Source organism: Natranaeroarchaeum sulfidigenes, from assembly GCF_017094485.1.
Lineage (GTDB): Archaea > Halobacteriota > Halobacteria > Halobacteriales > Natronoarchaeaceae > Natranaeroarchaeum > Natranaeroarchaeum sulfidigenes.
This window is the reverse complement of sequence record NZ_CP064786.1, coordinates 2,896,901-2,922,616: the sequence shown is the minus strand read 5'-3', so window position 1 is coordinate 2,922,616 and position 25,716 is coordinate 2,896,901. Positions and strand designations below refer to the sequence as shown.

Sequence of the window (25,716 nt, the reverse complement as noted above, 5' to 3'; positions counted from 1 at the left end):
TGAACGCGTTGTTAGTAGTCCGCTCCGGCTTCGGTCTCGCTTTCGCCCTCGACGGTCGTTCCGTCGTCGTCGCTGTCTGCCTCTACTTCGGTCTCGGAGTCGGCCTCGGCTTCGCCGTCGTCGGTGTCCGCGTCAGCATCGGCGTCCGCCCCGGCCTCGGCGTCCGAGTCGCTGTCCTCTTCGTCACTCTCACCGTTCAGTCCAGGGATGTCGACGCCGACATTACCGTCGGCTCCGACGCCGATCTCGATGCTGGGTCCGGCGTCGTCAGCGGCTGCGGCACTCCCGCCAGCGATCAGCTGTGCGGCCGCAGCGACTTCGGGCCCGCCGAGTTCGTTCGCGCGGTCCTGCAGCGTCTTGATGGCCTCGACGTCGATCTCGTTGTCCTCGAGGATCTGCTCATCAAGGCCCTCGGTGCTCGCCTCGCTCTGTGCTGCGAGGTTGGCGGCAGTCTGGCGCTCAGAGGCCACTACGGCCATCTCGGCCTGGTACTGGCCTTCGGTGATCTCGCCGTTATCGCGTTTCTCTTCGAGTTCGTCGGCGCGCTCTTCAAGCTCGTCGAGTCGCTGCTCGACGTCGTCCAGCTGTTCGCCGACGACCTCACCCTGTGCCTCGGCGCTCGCGGACTGAGCGACCGAGATGCCGAAGGTCCGCTCGTCCATCTCACCCTCGAACTCCGATTCGTGTACGGCCACGACGCCGGCGAACTGCTCGCCCGGCTCGACGTCGCTGTTGTCGTCCGATTCGTCGTCATCCTCTAGCGCCTGTGCCTGCCCCGCGACGGCCATGGGCGCTGCGGCGACCATGGACACCACGACGGCAAGCGCCACAAGTGCGGTTAGGGTGCGTCTCATTGCAATCATCCGTTGGAGCGGGAGGAGTTTATAAAATAGGGTCCGTGAGCCCGAATCACCGACGATTAAGCCCGATTAAGACGGATTACAAACGGCTGCCGTCCACCGATTATTCTGAACATGTTTGTTCGATAACTGTAAAACGACGAATGATTTATATGGTGTCTTCGCCGTCAACCTCGGGAAGCCTGACCACGTTCTCGCGGCCGATCCGGAACGTCTCGACAGTTCCCTCCTCGCGCAGGTCGCTGATCACCTGGCTCGTCTTCGCGTCAGTCCAGTCCAGCTCCTGCACGACCTGCTGTTGTTTTAGCCGCCCATCATGTTGTTCCAGCAGGCGAACGACGCGTTCCTCGTTGCTGAGGAGCTCCGACGGTGGGCCGCTGTCAGATTCATCAATGGCTTCGCCGCTGAGGTCCGTCGAGGCCTCATCTCCGCCAGTCGACACACCACCTGCGACGGCCGCTGTCTGCGTACCGTCCCTGTCTTGGGCGACAGTATCCCCGTCTTCTGCACCTTCGTCGGAGAGTCCACGGCTGTAGAGCCACCAGAGCATAAAGAGCAGGAAGACCCCGGTAACGCCACCGCCAACCGGTATCAGCGGAATACCACTGCTGTCCTCACCATCAACTGTTCCATCATCGAGGCCGTCAGCGTCGTCCGGTTCGGTACTCACGACAACCCGGGGCTCGTCCCCGACAAACGTGGTCTCCGAACCCCGCCAGAGCACGGAGTCGCTTCGGGTCTCGTTCGGTTCCGGGCGAACGTCGACGAGGCCATACTCGCCCGGCCAGCCGATGACCAGTCGCGTCTGATCGTCGAGGTAGAACCCGGAGATCGCGTCGCCGATCTCCATCCGGTCGCCGTCGACGGCGGCGAAGCCGCTCCACTCGAACTGGTACGTGAGAACGCCGTACTCCTGTGGGATCGACTCAGTTCTCGTGCTCACCGTGTACCCGCTTGCGGACATCTCCCTGTCCGTGTCGTCCGCGGCCGACGCCACCGTATCGTTCATCGACTCGGCGAATCCGTCGACGTACTCCTCGGGATTCTCCTCGACATCGGACTCGATTGATGCGAAGGCCTCTTCACTCTCATCGTCGTCGAGCCGTTTCCAGTACTCGACTGTCCAGGTCGCCGTCCCGTCGCTGTCGACGGTTACGGTTAGCCGTGCGTCGTCGGCGTCGAACGACTCCTGTGCCGTGGGACTCTCTGGACCGGCTTCTTGCAGCGAGTGACTCCCGCCGTCGACCGCACCAGCGACTCCCACCATTGTGAGAACTGCTACGATCCCCACGGCGATACAGAGGGCGAGTCCCAACCGTTCCCTCGAATTCATCGTTGGCAACATTCTCACCCTGATCGCTAAAGCCTTGTTGCTCTCACCTGGTCGGCCGGTGTCTTTTTCACCGCTCCGTGACAACGCTGCCGGTATGATGGACTCCCGTGCAGATGTCGAGGTCGAGACCCTCCTCCGTATCGCGCTCGTGCTGGTAATCGTCGTTCTCGTGCTCGAACTGCTCTCGATGCTAATCAGCGGGCTGGCATCCCTGCTTGGCTTTCTTCAGCCGCTAATCCTGCTTGCTGTTGCGGTCCTGATCGTGCTCTGGTTGTTCGACCGACTGTAGGCCGACAGTCTCATTTCGCTGGCCCGGATAGCCATCGCCAGTGTACAGTCTCAACGCTCCCGTTCCCGGTCGTGTCGCCGCCCTCGCAGGCGATCTATTCCCCGAACTCGTCGGCTTCGAGTCGGTCCGCCAGGAGCACTCGGTGCTGCTCAAACGCCTTGGAGACGACGAATTTTCGCACCTCGCCGAGCAGGTGCGTCAGGAACTGCAGGGTGCACCAGCCGTCGAAGCCCGCGTGACCGGCATCGACTACTTCGCGGAGCCTCCCCGGGGGTCCCAGCCCGTCGTCTACCTCAGTGTCGCGTCGCCGGGACTACAACAGCTCCACGAGCAACTCGTCGACGCCTTCGGCGCGATCGACGGACTCGAAGGGGAGGACTACGTGATGCACGTTACGCTCGCGCGCGGTGGCGGGGATATTGAGGCGGCCCGGGCGCTCGCCGAACGGGAGATTGAGCCGATCACGTGGACGATTACGGAGCTTCGGCTCTGGGATGCGAAACACGGCGAAGCGGCGAGAACGATCCCGCTCCCGGCCTGACTACGCGAGTAGCCGGGGGCCGAAGATGACCAGCAACAGACAGAGCAACATCGTCAGCCCGACCGTTGTCGTAACCGTCTTTGTCAGCTGATACGAGCCCTCGATCGGCAGCCGCGAGACGATGGCCTCTGTGCTGGTTCGCAGGATGTGCCCGCCATCGAGCGGGAACGCGGGAATGCAGTTGAAAAAGCCAAGCTGGATGTTGATCCAGCCGACCCAGAACAGGATGTTCGCCAGCACGAAGGTCCCGGCTCCAAGCGCCGCCAGCGGGCCATCGACGACGTAGAAGTTCATGATTTCGCTCGTGAAGCCGGCGAAGCTCTCGGGGAACGTGTCACCGCCGATGATCCCGGCGAGTGGGAGGAACAACACGAGTAGCGTCTTGCCGATGAACGAATCAGTGACGGCGGGATCGATCGCGGCTTCCTCGTCGTTCTCCCCGCCGAGGATTTCGAGGTACGTGCCTGCGGGGTAGTACTGTAGCCCCCACTCGCTGGTCGTGATACCGTTCACGCCGGGTGCAACCGAAGCCGCCCCGACGAGTGCTCCCCCGTCATCGGCTTCCGCGAACGTCACTTCGTGGGTAGTACGGTCGGTCCCTTCGTACACCACGATCTCGGCGGTTTCACCGGGTGATTGCTCGTCCATCACCTCGCTGAGATCGTCGCCCGTCAGGACCCGTTCCCCGGCGATTTCCGTAATAACGACGCTCGATCCCGGTTCGAGACCTGCATCGGTGGCGAGGGGTCCGTCCTCGGCTACGACGACGAGCGCTCCGGTAGCGAAGGTCTCGTCCACGGCCTCACCGTTCCGATCCATGTCCACAGTGACGACCTCCTCAGCACCAAGCGCAGTCTGCAGTTCGTCCCGTGTATCGACCGTCTCGCCGTCGACAGCGGTGATCCGGTCACCCATCTCGACGTTGTCGGGGCCGCCCTGCGTGACGCCCTGAACGACGAGTCGTTGTTCGATCGTCGTCTCTTCGTCGTCGTTGAGTTCGACGGTCACCGCTTCCTGGTCAGTATCAGCGAGCGCCCCTTCGAGGTCGCTGTTCGTCTCGATCGGCTCGCCATCCAGTGCGGTGATGCGGTCGCCCCGATCGACACCGGCCGCTTCTGCCCCCGAGTTGGGAACGGGCCCGGCGATCGACGCGCCGGGTGCGACGGCGATTGCACCGGCGACCGGGCCAAAGAGCAGCGCGAACACGAGCACCGAGAGCACGAAGTTGTTCGTCACGCCCGCCGCGAACATCCGGCTACTTCCACCACGGCTCGCATTGCGCTGGCTCTCCTGTTCGGGTTCGACGAACGCGCCGATCGGGATGATTGCCAGCATCGCGACGCCCATCGAGTTGATGTCGATGTCCTCGACGCGACAGAGCAGGCCGTGGCCCCCCTCGTGGACGACGAGGCCGACGAGCAGGGCAAACACGATCTCGGGAGCCATCGACAGTGGGAGAAAGTCGTTGACACCGGGGATCGCCAGCACGTTCCGTGGCTGTGTGACCTGACTCGGCTGTGGCGAGGAGAGCGCCAGTGCCGCCGAGAGCACGAGCATCAGGAAGGCCCCGACCATCACGACGAGAGCGATACCGAGCCCCACGTTCGCCCAGGCCCGCCAGAACCGATCCCACTGGGAGAGCCAGTCGAGGAACTCCCGACCGCGTTTCGTGTGGATCGTCGTAATCGGGCCCTGGGTCTTGACGTATTCAGGCAGCCAGCCGCGCTGGTTCGCCGTCCGTACGAGGGCCCAGTAGGCGAGGATCCCGCCCACGACCCAAACCAGCGTACTCATTGGCCTATCCTCGGGGAGGCGGTTTGATATGGGTTTGGTTTGGAAGGACAGCTAGCGCTCACGTCGGAGCCGGGCCAGCACGAACGCCTCATCGAGTTTCGCGAGGAAGGTTCCCAGCTTCGGCCCCTGTTCCTGATCGAAGAAGAGTCGGTAGCCAGCGGCGAAGAAGTCGCCGACCTCGACATCGTGGCGTCGAGCGATCTCGTAGATCTCGCTCTGGATCGCCTCGGGATCGTCGTGGGTCTCGATGAAGTCAGCGAGTTCGTCGAGCGCCGCCTTGGTGTCGGCGTCGAACTCGATGTCGGGTATCGACTCGCGTTTGAGTTCGTAGTTGTAGGCGTTGTCCGTCCGACGTGCCCACCGCCGCGCCCGTTCGACCCGCGCCAGGGCGTTTTCGACTACTTCGTCGCTCGCGTCCTCTGGAATGTGGCCTTCGCGCTTTGCGATCTCCTCGCGGAGTTCGGGATCTTCGGTCATGCCAAGCACCGCGGCAAAGCGGAACGGAATCCGGACCGGTCGCTCGGTCTCCCTCGGATCGGCCCCCGGTTCAAGATCGTCAACGAGGAAGGGGTAAACTCGCTTGGCGAACGCCGTCTCCGACTCCTCGCCGGGATCAATATCCCCGTAGTAGATCGCTTCGAGGCGGTCGAACTCGTCGACGAGCTGGTCGAGGCGTGGAATCGAGAAATCCCGCGAGCGCGTGGGGTCCTTCGCGAAAAAGTACCGGAGCACTTCGGGTTCGATCAGCTCCAGCACTTCGGGCACCATCACGACGTTGCCCGCAGAGGAGGAGAACGGCTCGCCGTCGAGGGTAAACCACTCGTAGACCATCGGTACCGGCGGCTCGACATCGAAGACGGAACGCGCGATATCGACGCCGCTTGGCCAGGACCCCTCGGCGTGGTCCTTGCCGAAAGGCTCGAAGTCGACGCCGAGCTCGCGCCACTGGGTTACCCACTCGAAGCGCCAGGGGAGCTTGCCGTCCCGGAGCGTCGCGGTTCCCTCGTGGCCACAGCCCTCGATCGTCTGGTCGCCCGCCTCCATGTCGGTGCAGCGATAGTCGACGGTGCCAGCGTCGGGGTCAACGCCGGTCACGGTCTCTGTTACCGTCCCGCACTCCCCACAGATCGGGTTGAACGGGACGTACTCCTCGTCGACCTTGTCCTGATAGTCCGCGAGGACGTTCCGCGCAGTTTCCCGGTTCTCCAGCAGGAACTCGGTCGCATCCTCGAACCGACCGTCCTCGTAGCAGGCGGTGTTCGAGACGAGTTCGATCGGGATGTCGAGATCTTCGGCGATTCCGGCGATCAGCGTCGAGAAGTGGTCGCCATAGGAGTCACAGCACCCGAAGGGGTCGGGTATCGCGGTGTAGGGCTTGCCCAGATTTCGGCCGAGGGCACTGGCGTCGACCTCACCGAGCCCGACGATCTCGCCGTCCAGATCAGCGAGTTTGCGTGGGAGCCCGCGCAGGGGATCGCGATCGTCGGTCGTGAAGATCTGTTCGACCTCGTGACCCCGCTCGCGGAGCGATTCGGCGACGAAGTAGCCCAGCACGATCTCGTTTGCGTTGCCAAGATGTGGGATACCCGACGGAGAAATACCGCCCTTGATCACGATCGGTTCGTCTGGCTCGCGTGCCTCGACCTGATCGGCGACGCGATCGGCCCAGAACGCGTGGTGGTCGCCCTCGTTCTCTTCTCGCAAGAGGTACGGGTCGTACTCCGGCGGGACACCGTGATCGGGACGCTCCGGATCGGAGTCCACGCTGGCGTCTGATTCCTCGCTCATCGCTCCTCGTCGGCCCAGTAGGTCGGTTCATCGCCTGCGCCCTCTGGGATCACGTCGGTCCCCTCATGATCGCCGTAGCGGACCGCTCCCGAGATGCGTTCGGGCTTCGTACCGTCCAGAACGATGGTTCGCATCCCGGACCGTTGGATCACCTTCGCGGCGAGCAGGTCGACCGGTGCCGAACTCCCTGCGTTCATCTCGATCCCGGCGATCACGTCGACGAGTTCCGCCGCCGAAAGCCGCTCGTGTTTCGTCGCGTCATCGGTTTCGTTCGGATCGGCGCTGTAGACGCCGGGAACGCTGGTGGCGTAGACCAGCAGGTCGGCGTCGACGTACTCCGCGAGAGCCGCGCTGACGGCATCGGTCGTCTGTGCCGGAGCAACGCCACCCATCACACAGATGTCACCGCGCCGGATCGCTTCGCCCGCCTCCTCGTAGGTTTTGGCGGGCGAGGGTACGGCTTCTTGTCCCAATGCGGAGATCAGGAGACGTGCGTTCAGACGTGTGACATCGATCCCGATCTCGTCGAGTCTCATCTCGTTCGCGCCCAGATCCCGTGCAGTACCGATATACTCGCGCGCGACGGTGCCGCCGCCGACAACTGCACCGACGGTACAGCCGTCCTCGACCAGTCCCTCGATGACGGCGGCGTGCTCGCGGATCCGTTCGGCCCCCAGATCCGGCGCGAGTACGCTCCCGCCGATAGAAACGACCACTTTCATACTACTCCACGATACCCCTGTTGCAGTCTTAAGGGTTGCCAAGTCCGGCGTTCCGTGGGTGTTACTGTTCGTCACTCTCGTCCGGGACTTGCTCCTTCGGAAGCTCGACCCGAACCTCCAGAATTCGGTTGTTCTCCGCGGTCTGGACGACCAGTTTCACCCCGTCGTGTGTAACCGTCTCGCCCTCCTCGACGAGGCGTCCCGCCCGGTCGAACACGAAACCAGCAATCGACTCGAACTCGCCGCCCTCCGGTAGCTCGATATCGAGCGCCTCGTTGACTTCGTGGACGTTCACCTCCCCCCGGACGAGTACGACGTTCTCGGCGAGCCACCGGATCGGCACCTGTTCGGTCTTGCCGAGCACCTCGCCGATGATCTCCTCGACGATATCCTCCATGGTGACGATTCCGGCGGTCGTGCCGAACTCGTCGACGACGATCGCCAGTCTGCGTCGATCCTCCCGGAGCTCGGTCAGGATCTCGTCGACGTCTTTCGATTCCGGGACGATGTAGGGATCGATTGCGACATCACGTGCGGTCAGGTTTTCGCCGTTACCGCTCGCATCGACAAGGTCGTTCACTTCCACGACGCCGACCACGTCGTCGAGCGTCCCCTCGTACACCGGAAGCCGGGAGTAGCCGCTTTCGATTGCGACGTCGACTGCCTCCTCGACACTCGCCTCGGCGGGGACGCCGACGACATCGAGACGGGGCACCATCACCTCCTTGGCGATCCGGTTGCGAAACCGGAGAATCCGCTGGAGCATCTCGTGTTCGTCGGCCTCCAGGACGCCCTCGCGCTCGCCCGTCTCGATCATGTCCTGAATCTCCGAGCGCGTGACGTAGGCGTTCTCGAAGTTCCCCTCGCTTCCCATGAGCCGGTTGATGATCCGCGTCAACCTGTCGAAGATAACGATCAGCGGAAAGAGCAGATATTCGGACAGTTTCAGGGGCCTTGATATCCGCAGGGCCCACGATTCGCTGTTTTCGACGGCATAGGATTTGGGTGCGCTCTCGCCGAACAGCAGGACGATCGACGTGATCCCGAACGTGGCGATGAGGACGGCCTGTCCGCCGTCGAAATACATGCCGAGCAGACCAGTCGCGATCGAGGACATCGCGATATTGGCGATGTTGTTTCCGACCAGAATCGTCACCAGCAGTCGTCTCGGCTTCGATTTCAGGGCTTCGAGTGTCCTCGCTCCGCGAGCACCCTCCTCGACGAGCGCGCTGACGCGGTGGTTCCCGAGAGAGAAGATAGCGATCTCCGAGGAGGCAAAGAAGGCCGAGAGGCCGATCAGTACGACAATTGCGAGGATTCCACCCGCTGTCACTGCTTCACGTGACAACACGTCGACTGCACCGTCGACCGGTGGCGCTCCCCCGGCGAGCACCGTCGACAGTAGATCGAGTACGACCGGATCGGATACGAACGGCATCATTGCGGAAACGTTCCGGTTCCAGCCGTATAGTTTCACTCGATGGTCGGCGCATGCTCCAGAACGTACAAACCCCGGGCAACCGTGGGGTGACGTATGCAACTACTTGGTGTCGTCGGTCCCTCGGACTCGGGAAAGACAACGCTCGTCGAACGGATCGTCGACCGACTGAGCGAGCGTGGTCGGGTCGCGACGATCAAACGCATGACCCACGCCCCAGAGATAGATACTGACGGAAAGGACACACACCGCCACCGGAACGCCGGTGCAGAGACAACCTACGGAGTGACCGATGACGATGGCTGGTTCGCTACCGGCGAAGAACGGACGCTTGACGGGACGCTCGCAGAACTGTCGATAGCCCACGACTACACAGTTGTCGAAGGGTATAGCGAGGCGGATCTCCCGCAAGTGGTACTCGCAGGTCGAGAGCATACGGGCACTGCCATTGCCCGTGGCGAAGACGCCGCCGCTATCGATATCTCCTCCGTTGTCGAGCGGATCGAGGAACTCGAACCGTTCGAGTCGCTCGAATCGCTCGTAGCGAGCGCAAAACGCGCGCCGGAAGCCGAACGCGCGGGCGCGATCGCCACGTTCACCGGGCGCGTCAGAGCGAAAGACGCCGACGATGACGCCCCGACGGAGTACCTGCAGTTCGAGAAGTACGACGGCGTTGCCGACGATCGGATGGCGACGATCCGTGAGGAACTGGAGGCCCGCGAGGGCGTCCAGCGTGTGCTATTGCATCACCGGACCGGCGTCATCGAGTACGGCGAGGACATCGTCTTCGTCGTCGTCCTCGCTGGGCATCGCGAGGAGGCGTTCCGCACCGTCGAAGATGGGATCAACCGCCTCAAGGACGAAGTGCCGCTGTTCAAAAAAGAGGTCACGGTTGACGAGGAGTTCTGGGTCCATCAGCGGGAGTAGGAGTTCGCGGCCGCGGTGCCAGCCCGGGCCAGAAGCTAGCCGGGAGCCTTCGATCTCGTCGTTATCCTCTCGTGTCAGTTAGTAATTGACTATCGCATAGAAATACACTATTACTGACTTAGAGGTGGTTTTAAAACGTCTTAGCTGCTTTGAGGGAGTTATGAAATATCGCGTCGGGCGATAAAACGTCTGCTATTGTTGGCAAAATCGGCAAATCGGGCCGAAACAGGTCGAAGTAACCTTCCTTTATAACATATCCCGGATGGTTAGATGGAATCAGGTGGTATCAATGAGCGCAACTCCACAGCCCTCCACGAACGACGATCCGCAAAATAACCGCACCAAAGAAGAGCGCCTTCGCGAGTACCTTGCGGAGAAAGCTAACGATGGCGAACTCTACTTCAAGGGCAAGTTCATCGCGGACGAGGTCGGCCTCTCGCCTAAGGAGATCGGTGCCCTGATGGTCAAGCTTCGGGATTCCTGTCCAGACCTGGAAGTCGAAAAATGGTCGTACACGAGCGCGACGACGTGGCGTGTCGAACCCGCGTGACCCTGTTGCCCGTCCCCGCGCCGTGGACTCTTTAACCGTGGCGAGCATTATGATCGAATAGATGCACGCGACGGAGTCGCCCGATGCTGGCCCGCCACTATCGGCTCTTACTGGTCGCTTTCACGTCCACGAAGTACGTACCGAGGACGACCGAATCGAGTACTACGGAGTACCGCTTGTATCCTACGAGCATCTGCTTCGCGAACTGTGGCCGGTGTTCAACGACGCCGGATACAGGATTAGCTTCAGTAGACGTGGGCGGACCGACGTCATCGTCGCGGAACCGATCGATACCGGGATGGATGGAATCCCGTGGACGAACGTCGTACTGTTGCTCGCGACGATCATCTCGACGCTGATCGCGGGCGCGCTCTGGTTTCACATCGATCCGTCAGATGGCGTCTTTGCCATACTAGATGCCTGGCCGTTTACCGTCGCGTTGCTCACTGTGCTCGGAATCCACGAACTGGGGCACTACGTAATGAGTCGATACCACGGCGTCAACGCGACCCTGCCGTATTTTATTCCGATTCCTTCGATCATTGGAACGGCAGGAGCAGTTATCAAAATGAGCGGACCGATCCCGGATCGACGTGCTCAGTTCGATATCGGCGTTGCCGGGCCGCTTGCGGGCCTCGTTGCGACCGTGATCGTTACCGCGATCGGACTGACGCTCGACCCGATGACGGTTCCAGCGGAGTTCGCCGAAAGCGACGACGGGATTACAGTCATGCTCGGACACCCGCCACTGCTGGAGCTCCTCGCCAGTGCACTCGGCGAGTCACTATACGCCGACGATCCGATGCGGAGCGTCCATCCGGTCGTCATCGGTGGGTGGGTCGGCATGTTCATCACCTTCCTGAACATGATCCCGGTTGGCCAGCTCGACGGTGGCCACATCTCCCGAGCTATGTTCGGCCGGAAGATGGAAGCGGCGGCCGCTCTGGTACCGTGGGCGCTGTTCGGCCTCGCCGGATACCTCTACTACGGCGCCGGTGTGAGCTTCGCTGGCTCCTTCATCTGGCTGTTCTGGGGGCTGATAGCGCTGTTTTTTGTCGCTGCCGGACCGGCACAACCCCTTTCGGAAGCGTCACTCGGCCCGAAACGCATGGCTGTCGGTATGGTTACGTTCTTCCTTGCAGCGCTGTGTTTCACGCCGGTCCCGTTCGAGGTTATCGGCTGACTGGCGATTCAGCCGTGTGTGTAGCCCCGGTCCGGCAGTGAATCCCCGTCGAGCAGCACGTTCTGCTCTGTCACCCGACCGATCCGACTGATCGGTGCCGGTGATCGCTCGGCGAGACTGTCGATGGCATCCTCGGGCACCGTGAACACGAGCTCGAAGTCCTCGCCAAAAAAGAGGGCTGCTTCGCGGCGCTCGTCCTCACTGTCCACTACCTCCTCAACGGCGTCTGCAACCGGGACGGCGTCGAACTCGATCTCGAACCCACAGTCGCTTTTCTCGGCCATCTGGTGGAGCGAGCGTGCAAGCCCGTCGCTCGAATCCATCATGGCCGTTGCGTCCGGCGCGAGCGCTCTCCCTGCGGCTATCCTGGGAGTGAACTGGAAGAGCTCGTTCCCGCGCTCTACATCTCCCACCCGAAACAGCTCCAGTCCGGCGGCGCTCCGGCCAAACGCTCCTGTCACACAGACTGCATCACCCGGCTCTGCACCGCTCCGCAGTACCGGATCGTCGGTTCGGCCGATCGCGGTCGTCGCAACAGTAAACTCGACGTGGGTGTCGAGATCGCCCCCAACGTAGGCCCCGCCGACCGCCTCGCAGACGTGCCGGGCTCCCTCGACGAACTCGGTGAGTTCAGCCCGATCGAACTCGGGTGTGGCGTAGACGGCGACCGCGGCCGTCGCCGTTGCCCCCATCGCGGCGACGTCCGACAGCGACGCACCGACCGCGCGCCAGCCTGCTGTGTACCGGCTCGTGCCGTCGGGGAAGTCGGACCGCTCGTGGAGCATGTCGGTCGTGATGACCTGCTCGCCGACGACGGCGGCGTCGTCTCCGGCGGCTTCTAGTTCGGTTTCGAGCATCGACAGCGCGGCGCGCTCGTCCATGTCGAGTACTTTCCGGGGCGGTACAAAAAGCGACGCGATCGATGTCGGTTCGCTGCTAGCCGTCCGTCACGCAGACCGAACGTAGCGGCTACCGGTCCGTTCGCTGTCAGGTAGGTCCACCAAAGCGTTTAGCTGACGTAGTCCATACGGGCTCGAAATGTCAGCGGCGGATCAATGGACGATAGAGAACATGCCGAATCAGTCCGGGAGACGGATCGTCATCACTGGCGCGAACAGCGGGCTCGGTTTCGAGGCGACGAAAGCGTTCGCACGCAAGGGCGGCGAGGTCGTGATGGCCTGTCGGGACCGCGGACGTGGAGAACGGGCCCGGGACGAGATCCTGACGGAGGTTCCGGACGCCGACCTGGTCGTCGAACGCTGTGATCTCGCCGATCTCGATTCGATCGAGGCGTTCGCCGATCGCCTCCAGGAAGCCTACAACGAACTCGACGTTCTCTGTAACAACGCCGGCGTGATGGCGATTCCGTACCGCGAAACGGCGGACGGGTTCGAGCGCCAGTTCGGCGTCAACCACCTCGGGCACTTCGCACTCACGGAACAGTTGCTCGATCTGCTCGCCGCCCCTGACGCCGAAAGCCGTGTTGTCACACACGCCAGTGAGATCCACGAACGCGGGGAGATCGATCCGGAGCGTCTCGTCTCCCGTATTGCGGGCGAAGACGCAAAGCACTCGTACGACAAGTGGGACGCGTACGGCCGGAGCAAACTCGCGAACGTCCTCTTCGCGTACGAGCTGAACCGGCGGCTCGACGACGCCGGGATGAACGTGACGAGTCTCACCTGCCATCCCGGCTACGCCGATACGAACCTCCAGCGGCGCGGGCCGAAGCTGTCGGGGTCGGCCATCAGAGAACGGCTCGCCTCGCTGGCAAATCGGCTGTTCGCTCAGCCATCCGAGCGAGGCTCGCTACCACTGTTGTACGCCGCTACCGCCGCCGATATCGAGGGGGGCGAGTACATCGGGCCCGGCGGTCTCCTTAATATGCGTGGGTACCCCGAGCGACAGCGCTCAAGTGAGGCCTCGTACGATCGCGAACTCGCCCGTAAACTCTGGAGGATCTCTGTGGAGCTAACCGGTGTCTCCTACGAGTTCGATTCCCACACCACGAGCGCCTGAACGCCGGCACGACCACGATACGATGGTCTTAAATGGCGCGGCAGGGAAGAAATCCCTATGACAACGCTGTACGACGTACCTGCGGACGCGCTCATCGAGGCGCTCGCCGAGGAGATCGAGATCGAAGAACCCGACTGGGCCGAGTTCGCCACGACCGGCGTCGACGCCGAACTGCCGCCAGAACAGGAGGACTTCTGGGCCACCCGCGCCGCCAGCCTTCTCCGCAAGGTCGCGATCAGCGGCCCCGTCGGTGTCGAGCGTCTTTCCACCGAATACGGTGGTTCGAAGAACGGCTCGAACCGCTACCGCGTCGCCCCCGACAAGCGCGTCGACGGCAGCCAGAACGTTATCCGAACGATCCTCCAGCAGCTCGAAGACGAGGACCTCGTCACCACGGCTGACGGCGAAGGTCGACGCATCACACCCGAGGGCGAGAGCCTCCTCACCGATACCGCCGACGCCGTACTCGAGGATCTCGATCGCCCCGAACTCGAAAAGTACGCGTAAACGTCCCGTAGTTTCGTTCTGTCACCCTCCGCTTTCGCCTAGTCGCTTCACCGTCGAGCGGTCCGCCCGCCCTTTTCCTGACGCGTCCGTAATGATTTTGCCGCCAGCGAAGCATCGTCTAGACAGACATGAGTGGCAACCCCGACGAGGACCGACTCGACGAGATCCGTCAGAAGAAGATGGAACAGCTCAAAGAACAACAACAGAGTGGCGGCGACGCCGCGGAGGCCCAGCAGGCGCGACAGGAGCAGGCCGACGCCCAGAAACAGGCGATGCTTCGTCAGCATCTCACTGATGGCGCACGAAAGCGACTCAACACTGTCAAGATGTCCAAGCCGGACTTCGGCGAGCAGGTCGAACGGCAGGTCGTCGCGCTCGCCCAGAGCGGTCGCGTACAGGGACAGATCGACGAGGACCAGATGAAAGACCTGCTCGAAGAGCTCAAACCTGACTCCCAGAGCTTCAACATCCGGCGGCGGTAGGATGCGACTCGGCCTCCTCTTTAGCGGTGGAAAAGATTCCACGCTCGCCGCCCTGTTGCTCGACGAGTTTTACGACCTGACGCTGGTCACCGCCCATTTCGGCGTCACCGACGACTGGCAACACGCTCGCGACACCGCCGAAACGCTTGCGTATTCCTTCGAGCGCGTCGAACTCGACGAGTCAGTTGCCCACGAGGCTGTCGAGCAGATGCGCGAGGATGGCTATCCACGAAACGCCATTCAGGACGTCCACGTTCACGCCCTCGAATCCGTCGCCGAGATGGATTTTGACGCCGTCGCTGATGGAACACGCCGTGACGACCGTGTCCCTTCGGTGTCGCGTGCACAGGCCCAGAGCCTCGAAGACCGTCATGGGATCGACTACATCGCGCCGCTTTCAGGCTTCGGACGGGGCGCGGTCGACCGCATCGTCGACGCGACGCTCGACGTCACGGTCGGGCCGAGCGAGCAGATTTCCCGTTCGGACTACGAGGCGGAACTGCGTGCGCTACTGGGGGACGAATATGGCTCCGATGCGATCGGCGAGGTATTCCCTGATCACGAGCAGACGCACGTGACCGACGTACGAGCGGCTGGGGACGAGTGAGTCGGTGATTGCGTCGCGGACACACCTGTGTTACACAGCCGTATCGTCGGGTTCCCGAAACTACACGTTCACAATTGACACCTACCGGGATCGCACTGGTCAAAAGGACCTTCCCGTCGGCCGTCGATCCGCACGTATGGTCGAAGAGTTGCTCGCCAAAGAGTTGATCCCCGACGTTACGCCAGCGGCGTCCGCTCGACCACTGTCCCATTCACGGTTGGGTACTGCTCGACTATCTCGCCATCCGACACGTCACCTTCATCAACCATCTCTTCGAGAAGCCACCACGCGATCTCGACGTGGTCGGATTTGACCGTGTAGAACTCCTCGGGAACGCCCAGTTCGTCGAGTCGCTGTTCGGTGACCCACGTCTTTCCGTAGACGATAGTGCCGTCGTCGGTGATCTCGTCGAACTCGCGGCGGATGTTCCGGGCCATCCGCTTCAGGCGGCGACGGTGCTGGGCGGCGTCTTTGAAGACGCTGGTACAGAAGTAGACCTTCTCGTGATCGCCCATGATGTCAAGGATCTCCTCACGGTCCCCGTCGACCGCGCTCATGTGGCCGTCTTTGAGTTCGTAGCCCTGCTCTTGCATCCGGCGGTAGTTGCCGTCGCTCATCTCGAACTCGTTTACGTTACAGAACTCGGCTGCGCCCTCGTCCAGAAAGTCGAGGAACTCGGTCTCGGCGCGGATGCCGGGAATCTCGAAGGCGGGTGTCATCCCCTCCTCGCGAGCGATGTAGAGGATCTCCTCCCACTCGGTACCGTGGAGATCGCCCCACTGATCGTACGGTGGGTGAAACCGGATCTCGTCGAGGCCCGCCTCCGAGAGCCGGTGCATGTTCTCACGGCCGCCCGTGATCCCGGTGTACAGATGCGTATGATGGTCCTCGCCGAACTCCGATTTCAGGAGTTCGAGATAGTGGCAGGTCCGGTCCATCGCCTCCTGGGGCTCCCCGCCGGTAATCGAGGTACCAAGCGCGTCCATCCGGTGGGCTTCCTCCAGGACATCCTCGTCGGACTCGACAAGTCGTTCGTTGGCGTAGACGTCCGTGACGTTCTTTCTGTTCTCGCCGAGCGGGCAGTAAAAGCAGTCGCGCTGGTCACAGTAGCCGTAGACGAACATGACCATCTTCCCCCCTTTTGCGCACTGCTCGCACCCCTTCGAGATCATTCGTTGTTCCCCGTATGTTTCGGGTCCTGAAAAAGCGTCCGGATCAGTGCTCCGGCCCAAACGCGGTGTTTGTGCCCGGTTATCACAGTGCTATCGGGCCACAGAGTATTCATACGTCGGGGACCACCATCCCGCCGATGAACTCGCAACGACGGCGTCTACTTGCTGTCTCCGGTGGGGCGCTCACCGGCGGCCTCGCGGGCTGTCTAGGCTTTATAAACCGCAACGAGGACTTGGAGTTCTCGTCATCGCCGGGAAGCGTCTCGCAGGACGCACTCGATAGCACCGGCTACGGCGAACACGAGATCGAGGAGGCTCCAGTCGAGGAGACGTTCGAGGTCGCCGGACAGAGTCGTACAGTTCGACTCACCAACTGGCACGCCCAGTACGACCGCGCGGTCGATCTCCAACTCCTCGACCGGTTTCAGGGTGCAGTCTTCAGCGTCTTCTCGACGCCGAAGTTCGAGATAGCGGGCCGATCGATCAACCCGATCGATCGCTGGGATACCGACCGGATCGTCGGGATGGTGCAGGACCGCTACGAGGGGCTGGCTGACCTCCGCCGGACCGGGGAGTATACGACACCGATGCTCGGCGCGGAACCGACGATCACCGAGTACGAGGGCCGTGCGGACATCACTGGCACCGGCGTGACGATCGATCTCCAGCTGCACGTCTCCGGGGCTGTCGACCACGGCGACGACTTCCTGCTCGGCCTCGCAGTCTATCCCGATGACCTGCCGGGCGAGGACGATGCCGTTCGGACGCTGTACGACGGCATCGAGCACGAGGGGTGAGGACCAAACACGTAAATCACGGGCCGTTCTACCTCCGATCGGATGCTGCTCGTCCTCTGTGTCGACCTCGACGACGACCTCGGCCGGAAGACCGGCGTCACGACGCCCGTGATCGGTCGAGAGGCCATCCGCGATGCGGCCGTCGAACTCGCGACCGCCGATCCCGAGGACAGCGACGTCAACGTCCTGTTCAAGGGGCTCAATATCGCCCAGTCTATCACTGACGAGACGGTCGAGGTCGCCGCGGTGACGGGGACGAACGGGAGCGACGTCGCGGCGAACCGGAAGGTCGGCGAGGAGGTCGATACCGTCCTCGCGAGCCTCTCGACGCGCGAGGAGGTTCGGGCACTCATCGTCACCGACGGCGCACAGGACGAGAGCGTCGTCCCGGTGATTCGCTCGCGGGTTACCGTCGACGGCGTCTCGCGGGTCGTCGTTCGACAGGCGCAAGACCTCGAATCGATCTACTACACGATCAAGCAGGTCCTGGACGACCCCGAGACACGGGGGACGTTGTTGATGCCGCTTGGTATTCTCCTCCTTATGTATCCGCTGGCGGTGCTTGCGAGCTATTTTGATCTCCCCGGGCTCGTGCTTGGCGTCACTTCGGGTCTGCTCGGTCTCTATCTGCTCTCTCGGGGGCTGGGGCTCGGTGAGCACCTCGATGCCACAGCCGAGCGCGCCCGTCGGAGCCTCTACGCAGGGCGAGTAACGCTGATAACCTATCTCGTCGCTGCCGTGTTGCTCGTTATCGGCGGGGTCAGCGGCGTTGACCAGCTCGAAGCCGTACAGGCCGGTGAGCCGGGTGCTCTCGGCGCGCTGGAGACGTTGTCCGCGCTCGTCTACGGTGCCGTCCAGTGGTTCGCAGCGGCGGGCGTCACAACGAGTCTGGGACAGATTACCGACGAGTATCTGGCGGATGGGCTGGAGTGGCGCTATCTCAACGCCCCGTTTTACGTCCTCGCTATCGCGGTCGTACTCCATGGCGTCAGCGCGTACGTACTCGGGATCGAGGGGCTGTCCTACCTCGCTGCGGCGCTCACGAGTGGAACACTTCTGGGGATCGGCAGTACGCTCGCGTTCGCCATCGCCGAAGACCGGTATCCGACTGCCGACGAATCGGCGTCGTAGCTCCGGACCGCAGCCGCTCAGTGCTCTCGAACGACGACGAACTCCGCGAGGTCGCGGAGGTACTCGCCCGGGTCGGTGTCTGCCGTCCCCGTCCGTTCGAGGGCGTCGATCGCCCTGTCCGCTTCTTTGCGTGCGAGCGCGTTCGCCTCGTCGGGAGTTAGCTCCGTCACCTGTACGACCGAGGGGCGCTCCATCTCGGCGTCCTGATTCGTCGGCTTGCCGAGTTTCTCTGCGTCCGCAGTCGCATCGAGCACGTCGTCACGGATCTGAAAGGCAACCCCCATTCGTTCGGCGTACTCGCCGAAGGCTTCGACGGTGAACGGGTCGGCGTCGGCCGCGATCGCGCCCAGTTCTGCTGCAGCGCGAAACAGTGCGCCGGTTTTTCGGCGGGCGAGTTGCATATACTCGGCTTCGTTTGTCGGCTGAGCGACGAGTTCTGTCGCCTCGCCTTCACCCAGTTCTATCATCGATTCCGTCGCGGCCTGCATCGCTCGTGGTTCGTCGGAAAAGAGTTCGAACGCCTCGCCGAGCAGGCCATCGCTCGCGATGATCGCGGGACCGAAGCCGTGGGCGGTCCAGGCACTTTCGACGCCCCGGCGCATCTCCGACTGATCGATCACGTCGTCGATCACTAGCGAGGCGTTGTGGACCAGTTCGATGCCGACGCCGAAGTCGACGGCGTCCTCGGCATCCCCATCGGCGGCCTCACACGCGAGGATCGTGACGAGCGGTCGGACGCGTTTTCCGCCCGAGAGCGCGACGTGTTCGAGCTCCTCGGACAGCTCCGTGGGTTCGACCTCGTCGAGCACCGCCTCCAGTCGATTTTCGACCAGTCCCCGTCGGCGCTCCAGAAACTTCATCGAAGCAAGGTTAGGGTCCCGTGGGCAAGTAGGTGACGAATCCGTGGACGCCGTGGACAGTTCGGTTGCCAGTATGCTTTGTTTACGCGTCGAGTATGTATATCATACCGACAGGTAAGCTAATCCAACTGGAAGGAAAGGACTCAAGACGTTCAACGCCGTCATAGGGTATATGTCCGAGGCACAGAGCGTCAGTCTCTCTTACGAGGACGGGGCGCGGGCGGTCGAACTGGCACGGGAGGCCGTCGAGGCGTACGTCCAGAACGGACAGCGTGAACAGCCTGGAAGTATGCGTGAGTCGTTTTACGCGCGCACTGGGGCCTATGTTCGGCTGGAATCGACCCGCGGGAGGGGGAGTCTGCGTGGGTGTGCCGGTGCACATCAGGAGAACGACCAGCTGGGCCACGTCATCGTCGACGCCGCCATCCAGGCTGCAAGCGGTGATTCCTGTGGCTCCGAAGTCCGTCCGGCCGAACTATCGAACATCACCGTCTCCGTCTGTGCGGTGACGAACCTGCTTCTCACTGACGATCCGCTCGAAGACATGGAACTCGGCGCACATGGCGTCGTCGTCGATGCCGGGGGATCGAGCGCGTGGCTCTACCCCACTGTTCCGGTCGAGAACGGCTGGTCAGCAGAGGAGTACCTCGGTCGGACCTGCCGCAAGGCCGGTCTGGCACCGGGGGCGTGGCAACGCGAGGACGTGATGGTGACGCTGTTCGAGGGCGAAATCTACCGCGAGCGCGATCCGGGCGGCAGCGTCGAACACCTCTCCTGACCTACTCGAAGCCGACGAGTTTTGCGTCCGCCGCGGCCCGTTCAGCGGCATCGTCCAGATCGAACTCCCGCACGACCTCCCCATCTCGAATCAGCGGTTCAAGCAGTGGCTCACCGTCCTCCGGCCCGTCCCGATGAGCCAGTCCGACGTGGTGGCCGCCGTCGGCTGTCCGGTACACGTCTTTGACGCCCGAGAGTTTCCCGCGTTTCGAGATAGCCTCGCCGTCGATGGAGACAATATCGAGCGCGAAATCCAGCGGATCGGCGTCGGTGACGTAGCTCCCGACACCGAAGCCATCGGCCACGTCTTGTAACTCCCACATCGCGTCGGGAGTGATCCCGCCGCTGACGAACAGGTCCACATCCTCGCGTCCGATGGCGTCCAGTTCCCAGCGCAACTCCTTGAGGATGTGCCGGAAGTCGCCGCGACGTGAACTCGTCGTGTCGATCCGGACGCTGTCGAGGTTCTCGCCGAGCGCCGCGGCGGCCCGGAGCGTCTCATCGACCTCGTCGGTAAAGGTATCGCAGAGTGCGACCCGTGGCACTTCTTCGTCGACTGCTTCATCGAACGCGAGCCACGCGGCCTCCTGATTTCCCGTGCCGAAACACAGCATCAGGGCGTGGGGCATCGTTCCCCCTGCCTCCCGGCCCAGAACGTCCCCGGCGGCGACGTGGGAGATGCCGTCCATCCCCGCGAGCAGCCCGGCACGCTCGACGAGCGGCGTGATCGACGGGTGAACGTGTCGTGCGCCAAAGGAGAGCACCTGCGAGTCGGGGGCGGCCCGACGCGCCCGGAGCGCGTTCGTCGCGTAGCCACTGGCCTGCGAGAGAAAGCCCAGTATCGAGGTCTCGAATCTGGCGAACTCCAGATATGGTCCCTCGATGCGCATCACGGGGCCGCCGTCGAACAGTCGCCCCTCGCGGAGCGCGTCGACGTCGATGTCCCGGCCTTCGAGCAGGCGTGCGACGTCCTCGATCCCGGTAACGAGCTCGAACTGGCCCGTCGGGAACTGGTCCACGGTCACTTCCGCGACGACGTGTGGATTCTTTCCGGCGTGTTTCAGGGTCCGCTCGGTCCGGTCAAAATACGCGTCGGTCGCGGTTCCCTCGATGATAGCCTCGGCGGAAACCGTCCCGAACTGATCGCTCATGCGTGTACCCTTCCGGGAGCGGTGGCAAAAAACGTCCGTTCGCGCGCGGTCAGGATACCGCAGTGGCGGTGACTGCCGAATCACCGGGTACCGTGGCGCTCATCGACGCTGGAACCGGTTCCTCGACAGCGTGAACCTCGCCCAGTTCCTCGACCGTCGGTGCGTGGACGACGGTCACCGTTGCTCCGTCCTGTACGACGCGGTACGCCCCGGCGAACGGCTCGTCCTCGCTGACCTGGTAGGTCCGTTCGTCGACCGACTCCGCGGCGTTTGCGGTCAGCAGCTCCTCGTATGCTGCGGCGAACTCTTCGGCATCGTCCGCGCCCGACCACTCGGACTCGAAGACGTGGGCGTACTCGTCGTCATTCTCGTAGACGACGAGGCTGTCACCGTTCCAGCCGTTCGTTATCGGATGGGCGTAGTTGTAGCGGGCGTACTCGCCGCTTGCCGCGGCGATGTGTTGTTGATCGATCACGCCGTTGTACCAGAGTGCGGCAAAGAGCCCAGCCTCGCCAACAGTTTCGACTCGCGGTTCGTCCTCACCGAGTCGTTCCCAGGACCCGTCGCTGCGATCGTCGATGTCCACGTCTTCACCGGGGTCGTCCGGGTATCTGTCAGGGTCGATCACCTGTGCCGTACTGGCCGGGTACTCCTCGTATGCGTCGTTTACTCCTTCCCACCCTTCGCGCTCGCGCAGTTCGTGGACGAACTGGGGGCCGTCAGAGTACGGGTGGAAAATCGTCAGGAAGAGCCCCTCGTTGAACGACTGCTGACCGCCGCCACCGCCGCTCGTCGCTGAGTCGATACACTCCCATTCCGCCTCACAGCGCTCCTCGTAGATGTCCATCATGTAGTTGGCTTCACCTTCGAGCAGCCCGAGCCAGCCGAGCCGTTCGTCACGGGTCGTCGTGTCCCGCGAGATGCCAAAGTGCTGGTCCTGAAGTGCGTGGGTCAGTTCGTGAACGAGCGTCCCCCGGTCCACTTCGACTGCGTCCGGATCGTCGGCGACGAGGACGACCCGCCCGTCGTCGGCGCTCGTGTAGTAGCCCTGGACTGACGCGCCGTACAGCGCGTCGAACTCCTCGCCGACGCTGCTGTCGTCACCGACGACGAACGTCGAGCGCCAGAGCTGTTCGTCGAACGCACCGTACTCTCCGCTTGCGGTGTCGCTTTGCTGGAACTCCTCGCGGCTGATGACTTCGACCGGGACGGTTCGCTCGAAGTTCAGCCCCCGCTCGTGTTCGATCCGTGCCATCGCCCGTTTCGTGACGGCGTCGAGTTCGTCCTCGCTCAGCCCATCGCTCGTATCGATGTCGAGCGAGTCGTTGTACCAGTAGCCGTCCACGTAGCCGAGTTCGTCGTCATCGAGCGGCTGTGGCCCATCGTCGACGTCGGCCGCTGGGACGGTACAGCCAGCGAGCAACACGAGCACGCCGACGACGAGCGCGGTCACGAACCTTCGATTCACGTCCCTATACAGCAACTATCGACTGTTAAACCGTTCGCTCCGCAGGGGGTGTGCTCTCTGGGTTCGACCACCCCACACGATGTGCGGGTACTGTAGAATGCGTGAACATTGTAGAATGTGTAAGAATTGTAGCGTCTATAGATATCGTAGTATCCGTTTTACTCCCAGCGGAAATTCCGCACCTCGTCATTGGCTTCACGCGGCCCAACGTCGGACGACCAACAGCGTTCCCAGAATGCCGACGACTGCCACTCCGATGCCGAAGCCGGGGATCTCGTCGCCGTCGTCGGCGTCGTTACTGGGAGTCGACTGTGGAAGCTCCCACTCCGTCGTCGATTCGGCGTCCGGTTCAAGCTCGCCGAGCTGCTCGATCGTCGGGGCGTGGACGATCGATACCCGGTCGCCCTCACGGTCGACGTAGTACGCCCCGGCGAATGCGTCGTCGGACTCGTAGGTCCCCGCCTGTCCGTCGACGCGCTCCATCCCCCACACGTTGTCGAGTAGCCGATCGTAGCCGACTCTGAACGTCTGGGCGTCCGCCTCGGTTTCCCACTCTGTCGTCCAGACGTAGCTCGTCTCACCCGCGTCGTTCTCGTAGGGCTGGAGTCGGTCACCGTTCCAGCCGGTCACGTACTCGTGTCGATACTCGAACGTACTGAAGGCTGTCCCGTCGTCCTGAAACTCGCTCTGATCGATTACCGATTCGTCGACGTCCGGCGCGAACGTGGGATACGCGAACATCGCCGATAGTCCGGCTTTGCCCACGGTCTCATAGTCGGGACGGTCCTCGACGGTCAGTTGCTCCCACTCGTCCGTGCTGTTGTCAGAAGCTGTCACGTTCGTGGACTCGTAGTTCGGATACCGATCCGGACTGATGATCTCCGCGGACGTTCCCGGGGGATCATCGTACAGCTCGTCTACCGGTTCCCAGTCTCCTGCCGCGCGCTCGCCCGGCTCGTACTCGTAGATGTCGTCGACGAACGCGGGGCCGTCGCTGTAGGGCTGGAACGATAGCAGATAGAGTCCGATGTTCGCGAGGTCGTCCGGCGTCGGCTGTTCGGGATCAGCCACCTCGACACACGTCCCTTCCCAGGCACCGTCCTCACAGGCGTGCTCGTACAGCTGTTCGACGTAGACGACGTCACCCTCGATCAGTCCCTCGTCGGCGAGGGAGCCGTCGATGGTTTGCTCGTCGAAGCGGCCAAGATCGAAGTGCTGGTCCTGCAGGGCGTGTCCCAGTTCGTGGGCGAGCAGTGTCTCGTCGAACTCCAGGGATTCTTCATCCTCGGCGATTACCACGATCTGTTCTGTCGCCGGATCGTAGTAGCCACCAACTCCCGTCCCGAGATTCTCCTGCTGGACTTCCTGTGGGTCTTCTTCGTCGACGAGCAACATCGCCCGGTAGACAACATCCTCGAAGCGCTGAACGTCTTCGGGGCTATCCCACGCCTCCGTTTCCTCCTCGAACTCTTCGCGCGTAATCACGTCCACGTCGGTTTCGTTCTCGAAGGGGAGACACCGGATCGCCTCGATGCGCGCTTCCGTCCGTGCGACCAGCGCGTCGAGTTCGTCCTCGTCGAGACCGTCGGTCGTGTTGATATCGAGCTGTTCGTCGTACCAGTAGCCGTTCGACCAGCCCAGCACGTCCTCCTCGGGATCCGCGTGGTCTTCGGGCGGCTCCGCGGCGCATTCGTGAATCACGCTCTCGTCAGGTTGAAGCGTGTCAGCGACGCCAGCCGTCGTATCGTCTCCTGGGACTCCGCCGGTGACGGGAACCGCCACCAGTGAGCAAGCAAACAGAAGCACAATGCATACGGCCAGTCGCTGACGCATGGTCACAGTATCGTGACAGGCGCATAAAAACTATTTGTGATGGTTTTTTGTGAAGGTAGTGGGCCATCGCTCACGGGCGGGTGTCTGACGATCGTCTGACTGAATTTTATGGTTCCCGGAAAGATATGTTCTCCCATGCCACGCCAGTACTCCGTGGTCTGTGACGACGAAGTCGGTGAACGCGTGGAGCGACTCGCCAGGGAGTACGAACTGACCGAGCAGGAGGTGCTCCGCCAGTTGATCCAGCAGGGACTCGAAGACTCGGTCTAGGCGTTCGAGGGGTTCTTTCTGGAGAGCGGGCTACCACAGATCGGACAGCGCTCTTTGTTCTCGTCGAACTCGCGCCCACAGCCCTGACACTGGAACTTCCAGTCGCGCTGTTCGGCGATGCCGTCACGGGCGATCACCTCGACGTCAACGTTTAGCTTGTCGGCGACGTTTTGCATTGCGTAGTCGTCGGTCACCAGTCGACCGTCCAGTTCGAAGGTCGCGGCGATCAGTCGGATGTCAGTCTCGGATAGTTCGTCGAGATCTCCGCTCTCTCTGGCGGCGCGTTCGATCTTTTCGACGGTCTCGCCGCCGGGAATGTGGATGTGCATCCCCGAGCCTTCCATCGCATCATACCGGTAGGCGCTCTCGTCTTCGAGCTCTTCCCGGACGAGTGGGATGCTGGCGGTTTTGCTGTTCGTGTGATACTCGTTGATAAACGCTGAGGAGTCGAGAACGTACATTACCGCTTTACGACGATGTAGTCTTTGACTGCCTGAACCGCCTGTACGGGAACGCGATAGCGACCGTTCTCGTCGGTCTGCATGTCGCTGCCGCGGAACGACGTTTCATCGTCCGGTTCGATGACGACGTCGTGGAGCTCGCCGCTTTTGAGGTCCATCGTGATGTTGTACAGCATGCCGAGCTCGGTTCCGTCAGTACCCATGACGGCTTTCCCCGAGAGGTTCTCCGCGAGTATGTCGGACATATGGCTTCGTTTTACCTACTGTAGTATAAACTCCACGGGCAATCGGCGGTCTGCCGACCAGTGTCGCCGGGACGGGCCGTTTTCCGGACCACGACGGGCCAAGCCGGGCGAACACTGAAGGCGTGTGCATGTGTATCATAAGACATGGAGGTGTGGCAGTGGGTCCTCGTGTACGCACTCGTGCTCGTGGTCGTACAGGTGTTCGTCTACCTGTATCTGCGTGGCGACGATGGGGAGCGATCGTTAGACCTGTCCGATGAGGGCGAGCGAGGACGGGGAACCCCGCCGAGCGCCGCCCCCAGCCAGCCGTTCGCGCCCCACTCACAGAACTCGAGCAACACTGACCTGCCCGGCTCTCGACCGGAGCCCCACCACGCCGTATCGCCCGAGGAGGAAGCGATCGTCTGTCGACACTGCGGCGCACGAAACGAACGGGAGGGGATTTACACCTTCTGCCGGAGCTGTACGTCGCAATTGGAGATCTAGTAACCTCTCGTAGTAGCTATTTTGG

At 62.5% G+C, this 25,716-nt stretch carries 28 protein-coding genes; 14 read left to right on the top strand and 14 right to left on the bottom strand.

Features of this window, described 5'->3' with window-relative positions; genetic code table 11:
- Positions 1-11 precede the first annotated feature (11 nt).
- Complete coding sequence (locus tag AArcS_RS15220) at positions 12-854, bottom strand: hypothetical protein (RefSeq protein WP_238478268.1); 843 nt, start codon at positions 852-854, stop codon at positions 12-14.
- A 154-nt stretch (positions 855-1,008) separates the two neighbouring features.
- Positions 1,009-2,193, bottom strand: coding sequence for a DUF7343 domain-containing protein (locus tag AArcS_RS15215; RefSeq protein ID WP_238478267.1), 1,185 nt, complete (start codon positions 2,191-2,193; stop codon positions 1,009-1,011).
- Positions 2,194-2,287: 94 nt separating this feature from the next.
- Here AArcS_RS15215 and AArcS_RS15210 point away from each other — a divergent pair, with 94 nt between their 5' ends.
- Together AArcS_RS15210 and AArcS_RS15205 are read left to right on the top strand one after the other, a co-directional pair.
- Positions 2,288-2,482: a DUF7554 family protein gene (locus tag AArcS_RS15210; protein WP_238478266.1), complete on the top strand. Its 195-nt coding sequence runs from the start codon at positions 2,288-2,290 to the stop codon at positions 2,480-2,482.
- 40 nt (positions 2,483-2,522) lie between these two features.
- Positions 2,523-3,023 carry a 2'-5' RNA ligase family protein gene (locus AArcS_RS15205; protein WP_238478265.1) on the top strand — a complete coding sequence of 167 codons (501 nt, stop codon included), beginning with the start codon at positions 2,523-2,525 and terminating at the stop codon, positions 3,021-3,023.
- Here AArcS_RS15205 and AArcS_RS15200 read toward each other — a convergent pair whose 3' ends face one another.
- The 4 genes from AArcS_RS15200 to AArcS_RS15185 form a co-directional block, all read right to left on the bottom strand.
- Positions 3,024-4,817: a site-2 protease family protein gene (locus AArcS_RS15200; protein ID WP_238478264.1), complete on the bottom strand. Its 1,794-nt coding sequence runs from the start codon at positions 4,815-4,817 to the stop codon at positions 3,024-3,026.
- 51 nt (positions 4,818-4,868) lie between these two features.
- Positions 4,869-6,605, bottom strand: coding sequence for a lysine--tRNA ligase (gene lysS, locus AArcS_RS15195; RefSeq protein ID WP_238478263.1), 1,737 nt, complete (start codon positions 6,603-6,605; stop codon positions 4,869-4,871).
- Complete coding sequence (gene pyrH, locus AArcS_RS15190; protein WP_238478262.1) at positions 6,602-7,327, bottom strand: UMP kinase; 726 nt, start codon at positions 7,325-7,327, stop codon at positions 6,602-6,604. The genes lysS and pyrH overlap by 4 nt, the downstream gene beginning before the upstream one ends.
- Positions 7,328-7,388: 61 nt before the next feature.
- The gene (locus AArcS_RS15185; protein WP_238478261.1) at positions 7,389-8,768 is read right to left on the bottom strand and encodes a hemolysin family protein; all 1,380 of its coding nucleotides are present in this window, start codon (positions 8,766-8,768) and stop codon (positions 7,389-7,391) included.
- Between the two features lie 93 nt (positions 8,769-8,861).
- Here AArcS_RS15185 and AArcS_RS15180 point away from each other — a divergent pair, with 93 nt between their 5' ends.
- From AArcS_RS15180 to AArcS_RS15170, 3 genes are all read left to right on the top strand, one after another.
- Positions 8,862-9,692: a molybdopterin synthase gene (locus AArcS_RS15180; protein ID WP_238478260.1), complete on the top strand. Its 831-nt coding sequence runs from the start codon at positions 8,862-8,864 to the stop codon at positions 9,690-9,692.
- A 289-nt stretch (positions 9,693-9,981) separates the two neighbouring features.
- Positions 9,982-10,242 (top strand): DUF7123 family protein, encoded by a 261-nt coding sequence (locus AArcS_RS15175; RefSeq protein ID WP_238478259.1) that lies wholly within the window; start codon positions 9,982-9,984, stop codon positions 10,240-10,242.
- A gap of 61 nt (positions 10,243-10,303) precedes the next feature.
- The gene (locus tag AArcS_RS15170) at positions 10,304-11,425 is read left to right on the top strand and encodes a site-2 protease family protein (RefSeq protein ID WP_238478258.1); all 1,122 of its coding nucleotides are present in this window, start codon (positions 10,304-10,306) and stop codon (positions 11,423-11,425) included.
- Positions 11,426-11,433: 8 nt separating this feature from the next.
- On the opposite strand, the gene thiL is transcribed toward AArcS_RS15170, so the two are convergent.
- Positions 11,434-12,306 (bottom strand): thiamine-phosphate kinase, encoded by an 873-nt coding sequence (thiL, locus tag AArcS_RS15165; RefSeq protein ID WP_238478257.1) that lies wholly within the window; start codon positions 12,304-12,306, stop codon positions 11,434-11,436.
- Between the two features lie 157 nt (positions 12,307-12,463).
- Between thiL and AArcS_RS15160 the strand changes: the two genes are divergently transcribed.
- The 4 genes from AArcS_RS15160 (at position 12,464) to AArcS_RS15145 (ending at position 15,040) form a co-directional block, all read left to right on the top strand.
- Positions 12,464-13,444 (top strand): oxidoreductase, encoded by a 981-nt coding sequence (locus tag AArcS_RS15160; protein ID WP_238478256.1) that lies wholly within the window; start codon positions 12,464-12,466, stop codon positions 13,442-13,444.
- 57 nt (positions 13,445-13,501) lie between these two features.
- Positions 13,502-13,951, top strand: a complete 450-nt coding sequence (locus AArcS_RS15155; protein WP_238478255.1) for a 30S ribosomal protein S19e — start codon at positions 13,502-13,504, stop codon at positions 13,949-13,951.
- A 128-nt stretch (positions 13,952-14,079) separates the two neighbouring features.
- Positions 14,080-14,433, top strand: a complete 354-nt coding sequence (locus tag AArcS_RS15150) for a DNA-binding protein (protein ID WP_238478254.1) — start codon at positions 14,080-14,082, stop codon at positions 14,431-14,433.
- Position 14,434: 1 nt separating this feature from the next.
- Positions 14,435-15,040 (top strand): DUF7411 family protein, encoded by a 606-nt coding sequence (locus AArcS_RS15145; protein ID WP_238478253.1) that lies wholly within the window; start codon positions 14,435-14,437, stop codon positions 15,038-15,040.
- A 176-nt stretch (positions 15,041-15,216) separates the two neighbouring features.
- On the opposite strand, the gene AArcS_RS15140 is transcribed toward AArcS_RS15145, so the two are convergent.
- Positions 15,217-16,212, bottom strand: a complete 996-nt coding sequence (locus tag AArcS_RS15140; protein ID WP_238478252.1) for a radical SAM protein — start codon at positions 16,210-16,212, stop codon at positions 15,217-15,219.
- Between the two features lie 137 nt (positions 16,213-16,349).
- On the opposite strand from AArcS_RS15140, the gene AArcS_RS15135 reads away from it, so the two are divergent.
- The gene (locus AArcS_RS15135) at positions 16,350-17,009 is read left to right on the top strand and encodes a DUF6517 family protein (RefSeq protein WP_238478251.1); all 660 of its coding nucleotides are present in this window, start codon (positions 16,350-16,352) and stop codon (positions 17,007-17,009) included.
- A 42-nt stretch (positions 17,010-17,051) separates the two neighbouring features.
- Positions 17,052-18,140: a DUF373 family protein gene (locus AArcS_RS15130; RefSeq protein WP_238478250.1), complete on the top strand. Its 1,089-nt coding sequence runs from the start codon at positions 17,052-17,054 to the stop codon at positions 18,138-18,140.
- Positions 18,141-18,157: 17 nt separating this feature from the next.
- On the opposite strand, the gene AArcS_RS15125 is transcribed toward AArcS_RS15130, so the two are convergent.
- Entirely contained in the window at positions 18,158-19,000 is an 843-nt protein-coding gene (locus AArcS_RS15125; protein ID WP_238478249.1) for a polyprenyl synthetase family protein, read from the bottom strand.
- A gap of 172 nt (positions 19,001-19,172) precedes the next feature.
- On the opposite strand from AArcS_RS15125, the gene AArcS_RS15120 reads away from it, so the two are divergent.
- Positions 19,173-19,778 (top strand): TIGR00296 family protein, encoded by a 606-nt coding sequence (locus AArcS_RS15120; protein WP_238478248.1) that lies wholly within the window; start codon positions 19,173-19,175, stop codon positions 19,776-19,778.
- A 1-nt stretch (position 19,779) separates the two neighbouring features.
- Here the strand turns inward: AArcS_RS15120 and AArcS_RS15115 are convergent, their stop codons facing one another.
- From AArcS_RS15115 to AArcS_RS15105, 3 genes are all read right to left on the bottom strand, one after another.
- Entirely contained in the window at positions 19,780-20,928 is a 1,149-nt protein-coding gene (locus AArcS_RS15115; protein ID WP_238478247.1) for a nicotinate phosphoribosyltransferase, read from the bottom strand.
- A 49-nt stretch (positions 20,929-20,977) separates the two neighbouring features.
- Positions 20,978-22,396 carry an Hvo_1808 family surface protein gene (locus AArcS_RS15110; RefSeq protein ID WP_238478246.1) on the bottom strand — a complete coding sequence of 473 codons (1,419 nt, stop codon included), beginning with the start codon at positions 22,394-22,396 and terminating at the stop codon, positions 20,978-20,980.
- A gap of 195 nt (positions 22,397-22,591) precedes the next feature.
- Positions 22,592-24,178: an Hvo_1808 family surface protein gene (locus AArcS_RS15105; RefSeq protein ID WP_238478245.1), complete on the bottom strand. Its 1,587-nt coding sequence runs from the start codon at positions 24,176-24,178 to the stop codon at positions 22,592-22,594.
- Positions 24,179-24,364: 186 nt separating this feature from the next.
- Here AArcS_RS15105 and AArcS_RS15100 point away from each other — a divergent pair, with 186 nt between their 5' ends.
- Positions 24,365-24,499, top strand: a complete 135-nt coding sequence (locus AArcS_RS15100) for a CopG family transcriptional regulator (protein WP_238478244.1) — start codon at positions 24,365-24,367, stop codon at positions 24,497-24,499.
- Here AArcS_RS15100 and AArcS_RS15095 read toward each other — a convergent pair.
- Complete coding sequence (locus AArcS_RS15095) at positions 24,496-24,960, bottom strand: NOB1 family endonuclease (protein WP_238478243.1); 465 nt, start codon at positions 24,958-24,960, stop codon at positions 24,496-24,498. The genes AArcS_RS15100 and AArcS_RS15095 overlap by 4 nt on opposite strands.
- Positions 24,960-25,205, bottom strand: a complete 246-nt coding sequence (locus tag AArcS_RS15090; protein WP_238478242.1) for a PRC-barrel domain-containing protein — start codon at positions 25,203-25,205, stop codon at positions 24,960-24,962. The genes AArcS_RS15095 and AArcS_RS15090 overlap by 1 nt, the downstream gene beginning before the upstream one ends.
- Before the next feature lie 144 nt (positions 25,206-25,349).
- On the opposite strand from AArcS_RS15090, the gene AArcS_RS15085 reads away from it, so the two are divergent.
- Positions 25,350-25,691, top strand: a complete 342-nt coding sequence (locus AArcS_RS15085) for a DUF7577 domain-containing protein (RefSeq protein ID WP_238478241.1) — start codon at positions 25,350-25,352, stop codon at positions 25,689-25,691.
- Positions 25,692-25,716 lie beyond the last annotated feature (25 nt).

What these genes read in the sequence shown, in the direction of transcription:
- AArcS_RS15220 (WP_238478268.1), bottom strand. Translation starts at nt 854, where the DNA reads ATGAGACGCACCCTAACCGCACTTGTGGCGCTTGCCGTCGTGGTGTCC.
- AArcS_RS15215 (WP_238478267.1), bottom strand. Translation starts at nt 2,193, where the DNA reads ATGAATTCGAGGGAACGGTTGGGACTCGCCCTCTGTATCGCCGTGGGG.
- AArcS_RS15210 (WP_238478266.1), top strand. Translation starts at nt 2,288, where the DNA reads ATGATGGACTCCCGTGCAGATGTCGAGGTCGAGACCCTCCTCCGTATC.
- AArcS_RS15200 (WP_238478264.1), bottom strand. Translation starts at nt 4,817, where the DNA reads ATGAGTACGCTGGTTTGGGTCGTGGGCGGGATCCTCGCCTACTGGGCC.
- lysS (WP_238478263.1), bottom strand. Translation starts at nt 6,605, where the DNA reads ATGAGCGAGGAATCAGACGCCAGCGTGGACTCCGATCCGGAGCGTCCC.
- pyrH (WP_238478262.1), bottom strand. Translation starts at nt 7,327, where the DNA reads ATGAAAGTGGTCGTTTCTATCGGCGGGAGCGTACTCGCGCCGGATCTG.
- AArcS_RS15185 (WP_238478261.1), bottom strand. Translation starts at nt 8,768, where the DNA reads ATGATGCCGTTCGTATCCGATCCGGTCGTACTCGATCTACTGTCGACG.
- AArcS_RS15180 (WP_238478260.1), top strand. Translation starts at nt 8,862, where the DNA reads ATGCAACTACTTGGTGTCGTCGGTCCCTCGGACTCGGGAAAGACAACG.
- AArcS_RS15175 (WP_238478259.1), top strand. Translation starts at nt 9,982, where the DNA reads ATGAGCGCAACTCCACAGCCCTCCACGAACGACGATCCGCAAAATAAC.
- AArcS_RS15170 (WP_238478258.1), top strand. Translation starts at nt 10,304, where the DNA reads ATGCACGCGACGGAGTCGCCCGATGCTGGCCCGCCACTATCGGCTCTT.
- thiL (WP_238478257.1), bottom strand. Translation starts at nt 12,306, where the DNA reads ATGGACGAGCGCGCCGCGCTGTCGATGCTCGAAACCGAACTAGAAGCC.
- AArcS_RS15160 (WP_238478256.1), top strand. Translation starts at nt 12,464, where the DNA reads ATGTCAGCGGCGGATCAATGGACGATAGAGAACATGCCGAATCAGTCC.
- AArcS_RS15155 (WP_238478255.1), top strand. Translation starts at nt 13,502, where the DNA reads ATGACAACGCTGTACGACGTACCTGCGGACGCGCTCATCGAGGCGCTC.
- AArcS_RS15150 (WP_238478254.1), top strand. Translation starts at nt 14,080, where the DNA reads ATGAGTGGCAACCCCGACGAGGACCGACTCGACGAGATCCGTCAGAAG.
- AArcS_RS15145 (WP_238478253.1), top strand. Translation starts at nt 14,435, where the DNA reads ATGCGACTCGGCCTCCTCTTTAGCGGTGGAAAAGATTCCACGCTCGCC.
- AArcS_RS15140 (WP_238478252.1), bottom strand. Translation starts at nt 16,212, where the DNA reads ATGATCTCGAAGGGGTGCGAGCAGTGCGCAAAAGGGGGGAAGATGGTC.
- AArcS_RS15135 (WP_238478251.1), top strand. Translation starts at nt 16,350, where the DNA reads ATGAACTCGCAACGACGGCGTCTACTTGCTGTCTCCGGTGGGGCGCTC.
- AArcS_RS15130 (WP_238478250.1), top strand. Translation starts at nt 17,052, where the DNA reads ATGCTGCTCGTCCTCTGTGTCGACCTCGACGACGACCTCGGCCGGAAG.
- AArcS_RS15125 (WP_238478249.1), bottom strand. Translation starts at nt 19,000, where the DNA reads ATGAAGTTTCTGGAGCGCCGACGGGGACTGGTCGAAAATCGACTGGAG.
- AArcS_RS15120 (WP_238478248.1), top strand. Translation starts at nt 19,173, where the DNA reads ATGTCCGAGGCACAGAGCGTCAGTCTCTCTTACGAGGACGGGGCGCGG.
- AArcS_RS15115 (WP_238478247.1), bottom strand. Translation starts at nt 20,928, where the DNA reads ATGAGCGATCAGTTCGGGACGGTTTCCGCCGAGGCTATCATCGAGGGA.
- AArcS_RS15100 (WP_238478244.1), top strand. Translation starts at nt 24,365, where the DNA reads ATGCCACGCCAGTACTCCGTGGTCTGTGACGACGAAGTCGGTGAACGC.
- AArcS_RS15095 (WP_238478243.1), bottom strand. Translation starts at nt 24,960, where the DNA reads ATGTACGTTCTCGACTCCTCAGCGTTTATCAACGAGTATCACACGAAC.
- AArcS_RS15090 (WP_238478242.1), bottom strand. Translation starts at nt 25,205, where the DNA reads ATGTCCGACATACTCGCGGAGAACCTCTCGGGGAAAGCCGTCATGGGT.
- AArcS_RS15085 (WP_238478241.1), top strand. Translation starts at nt 25,350, where the DNA reads ATGGAGGTGTGGCAGTGGGTCCTCGTGTACGCACTCGTGCTCGTGGTC.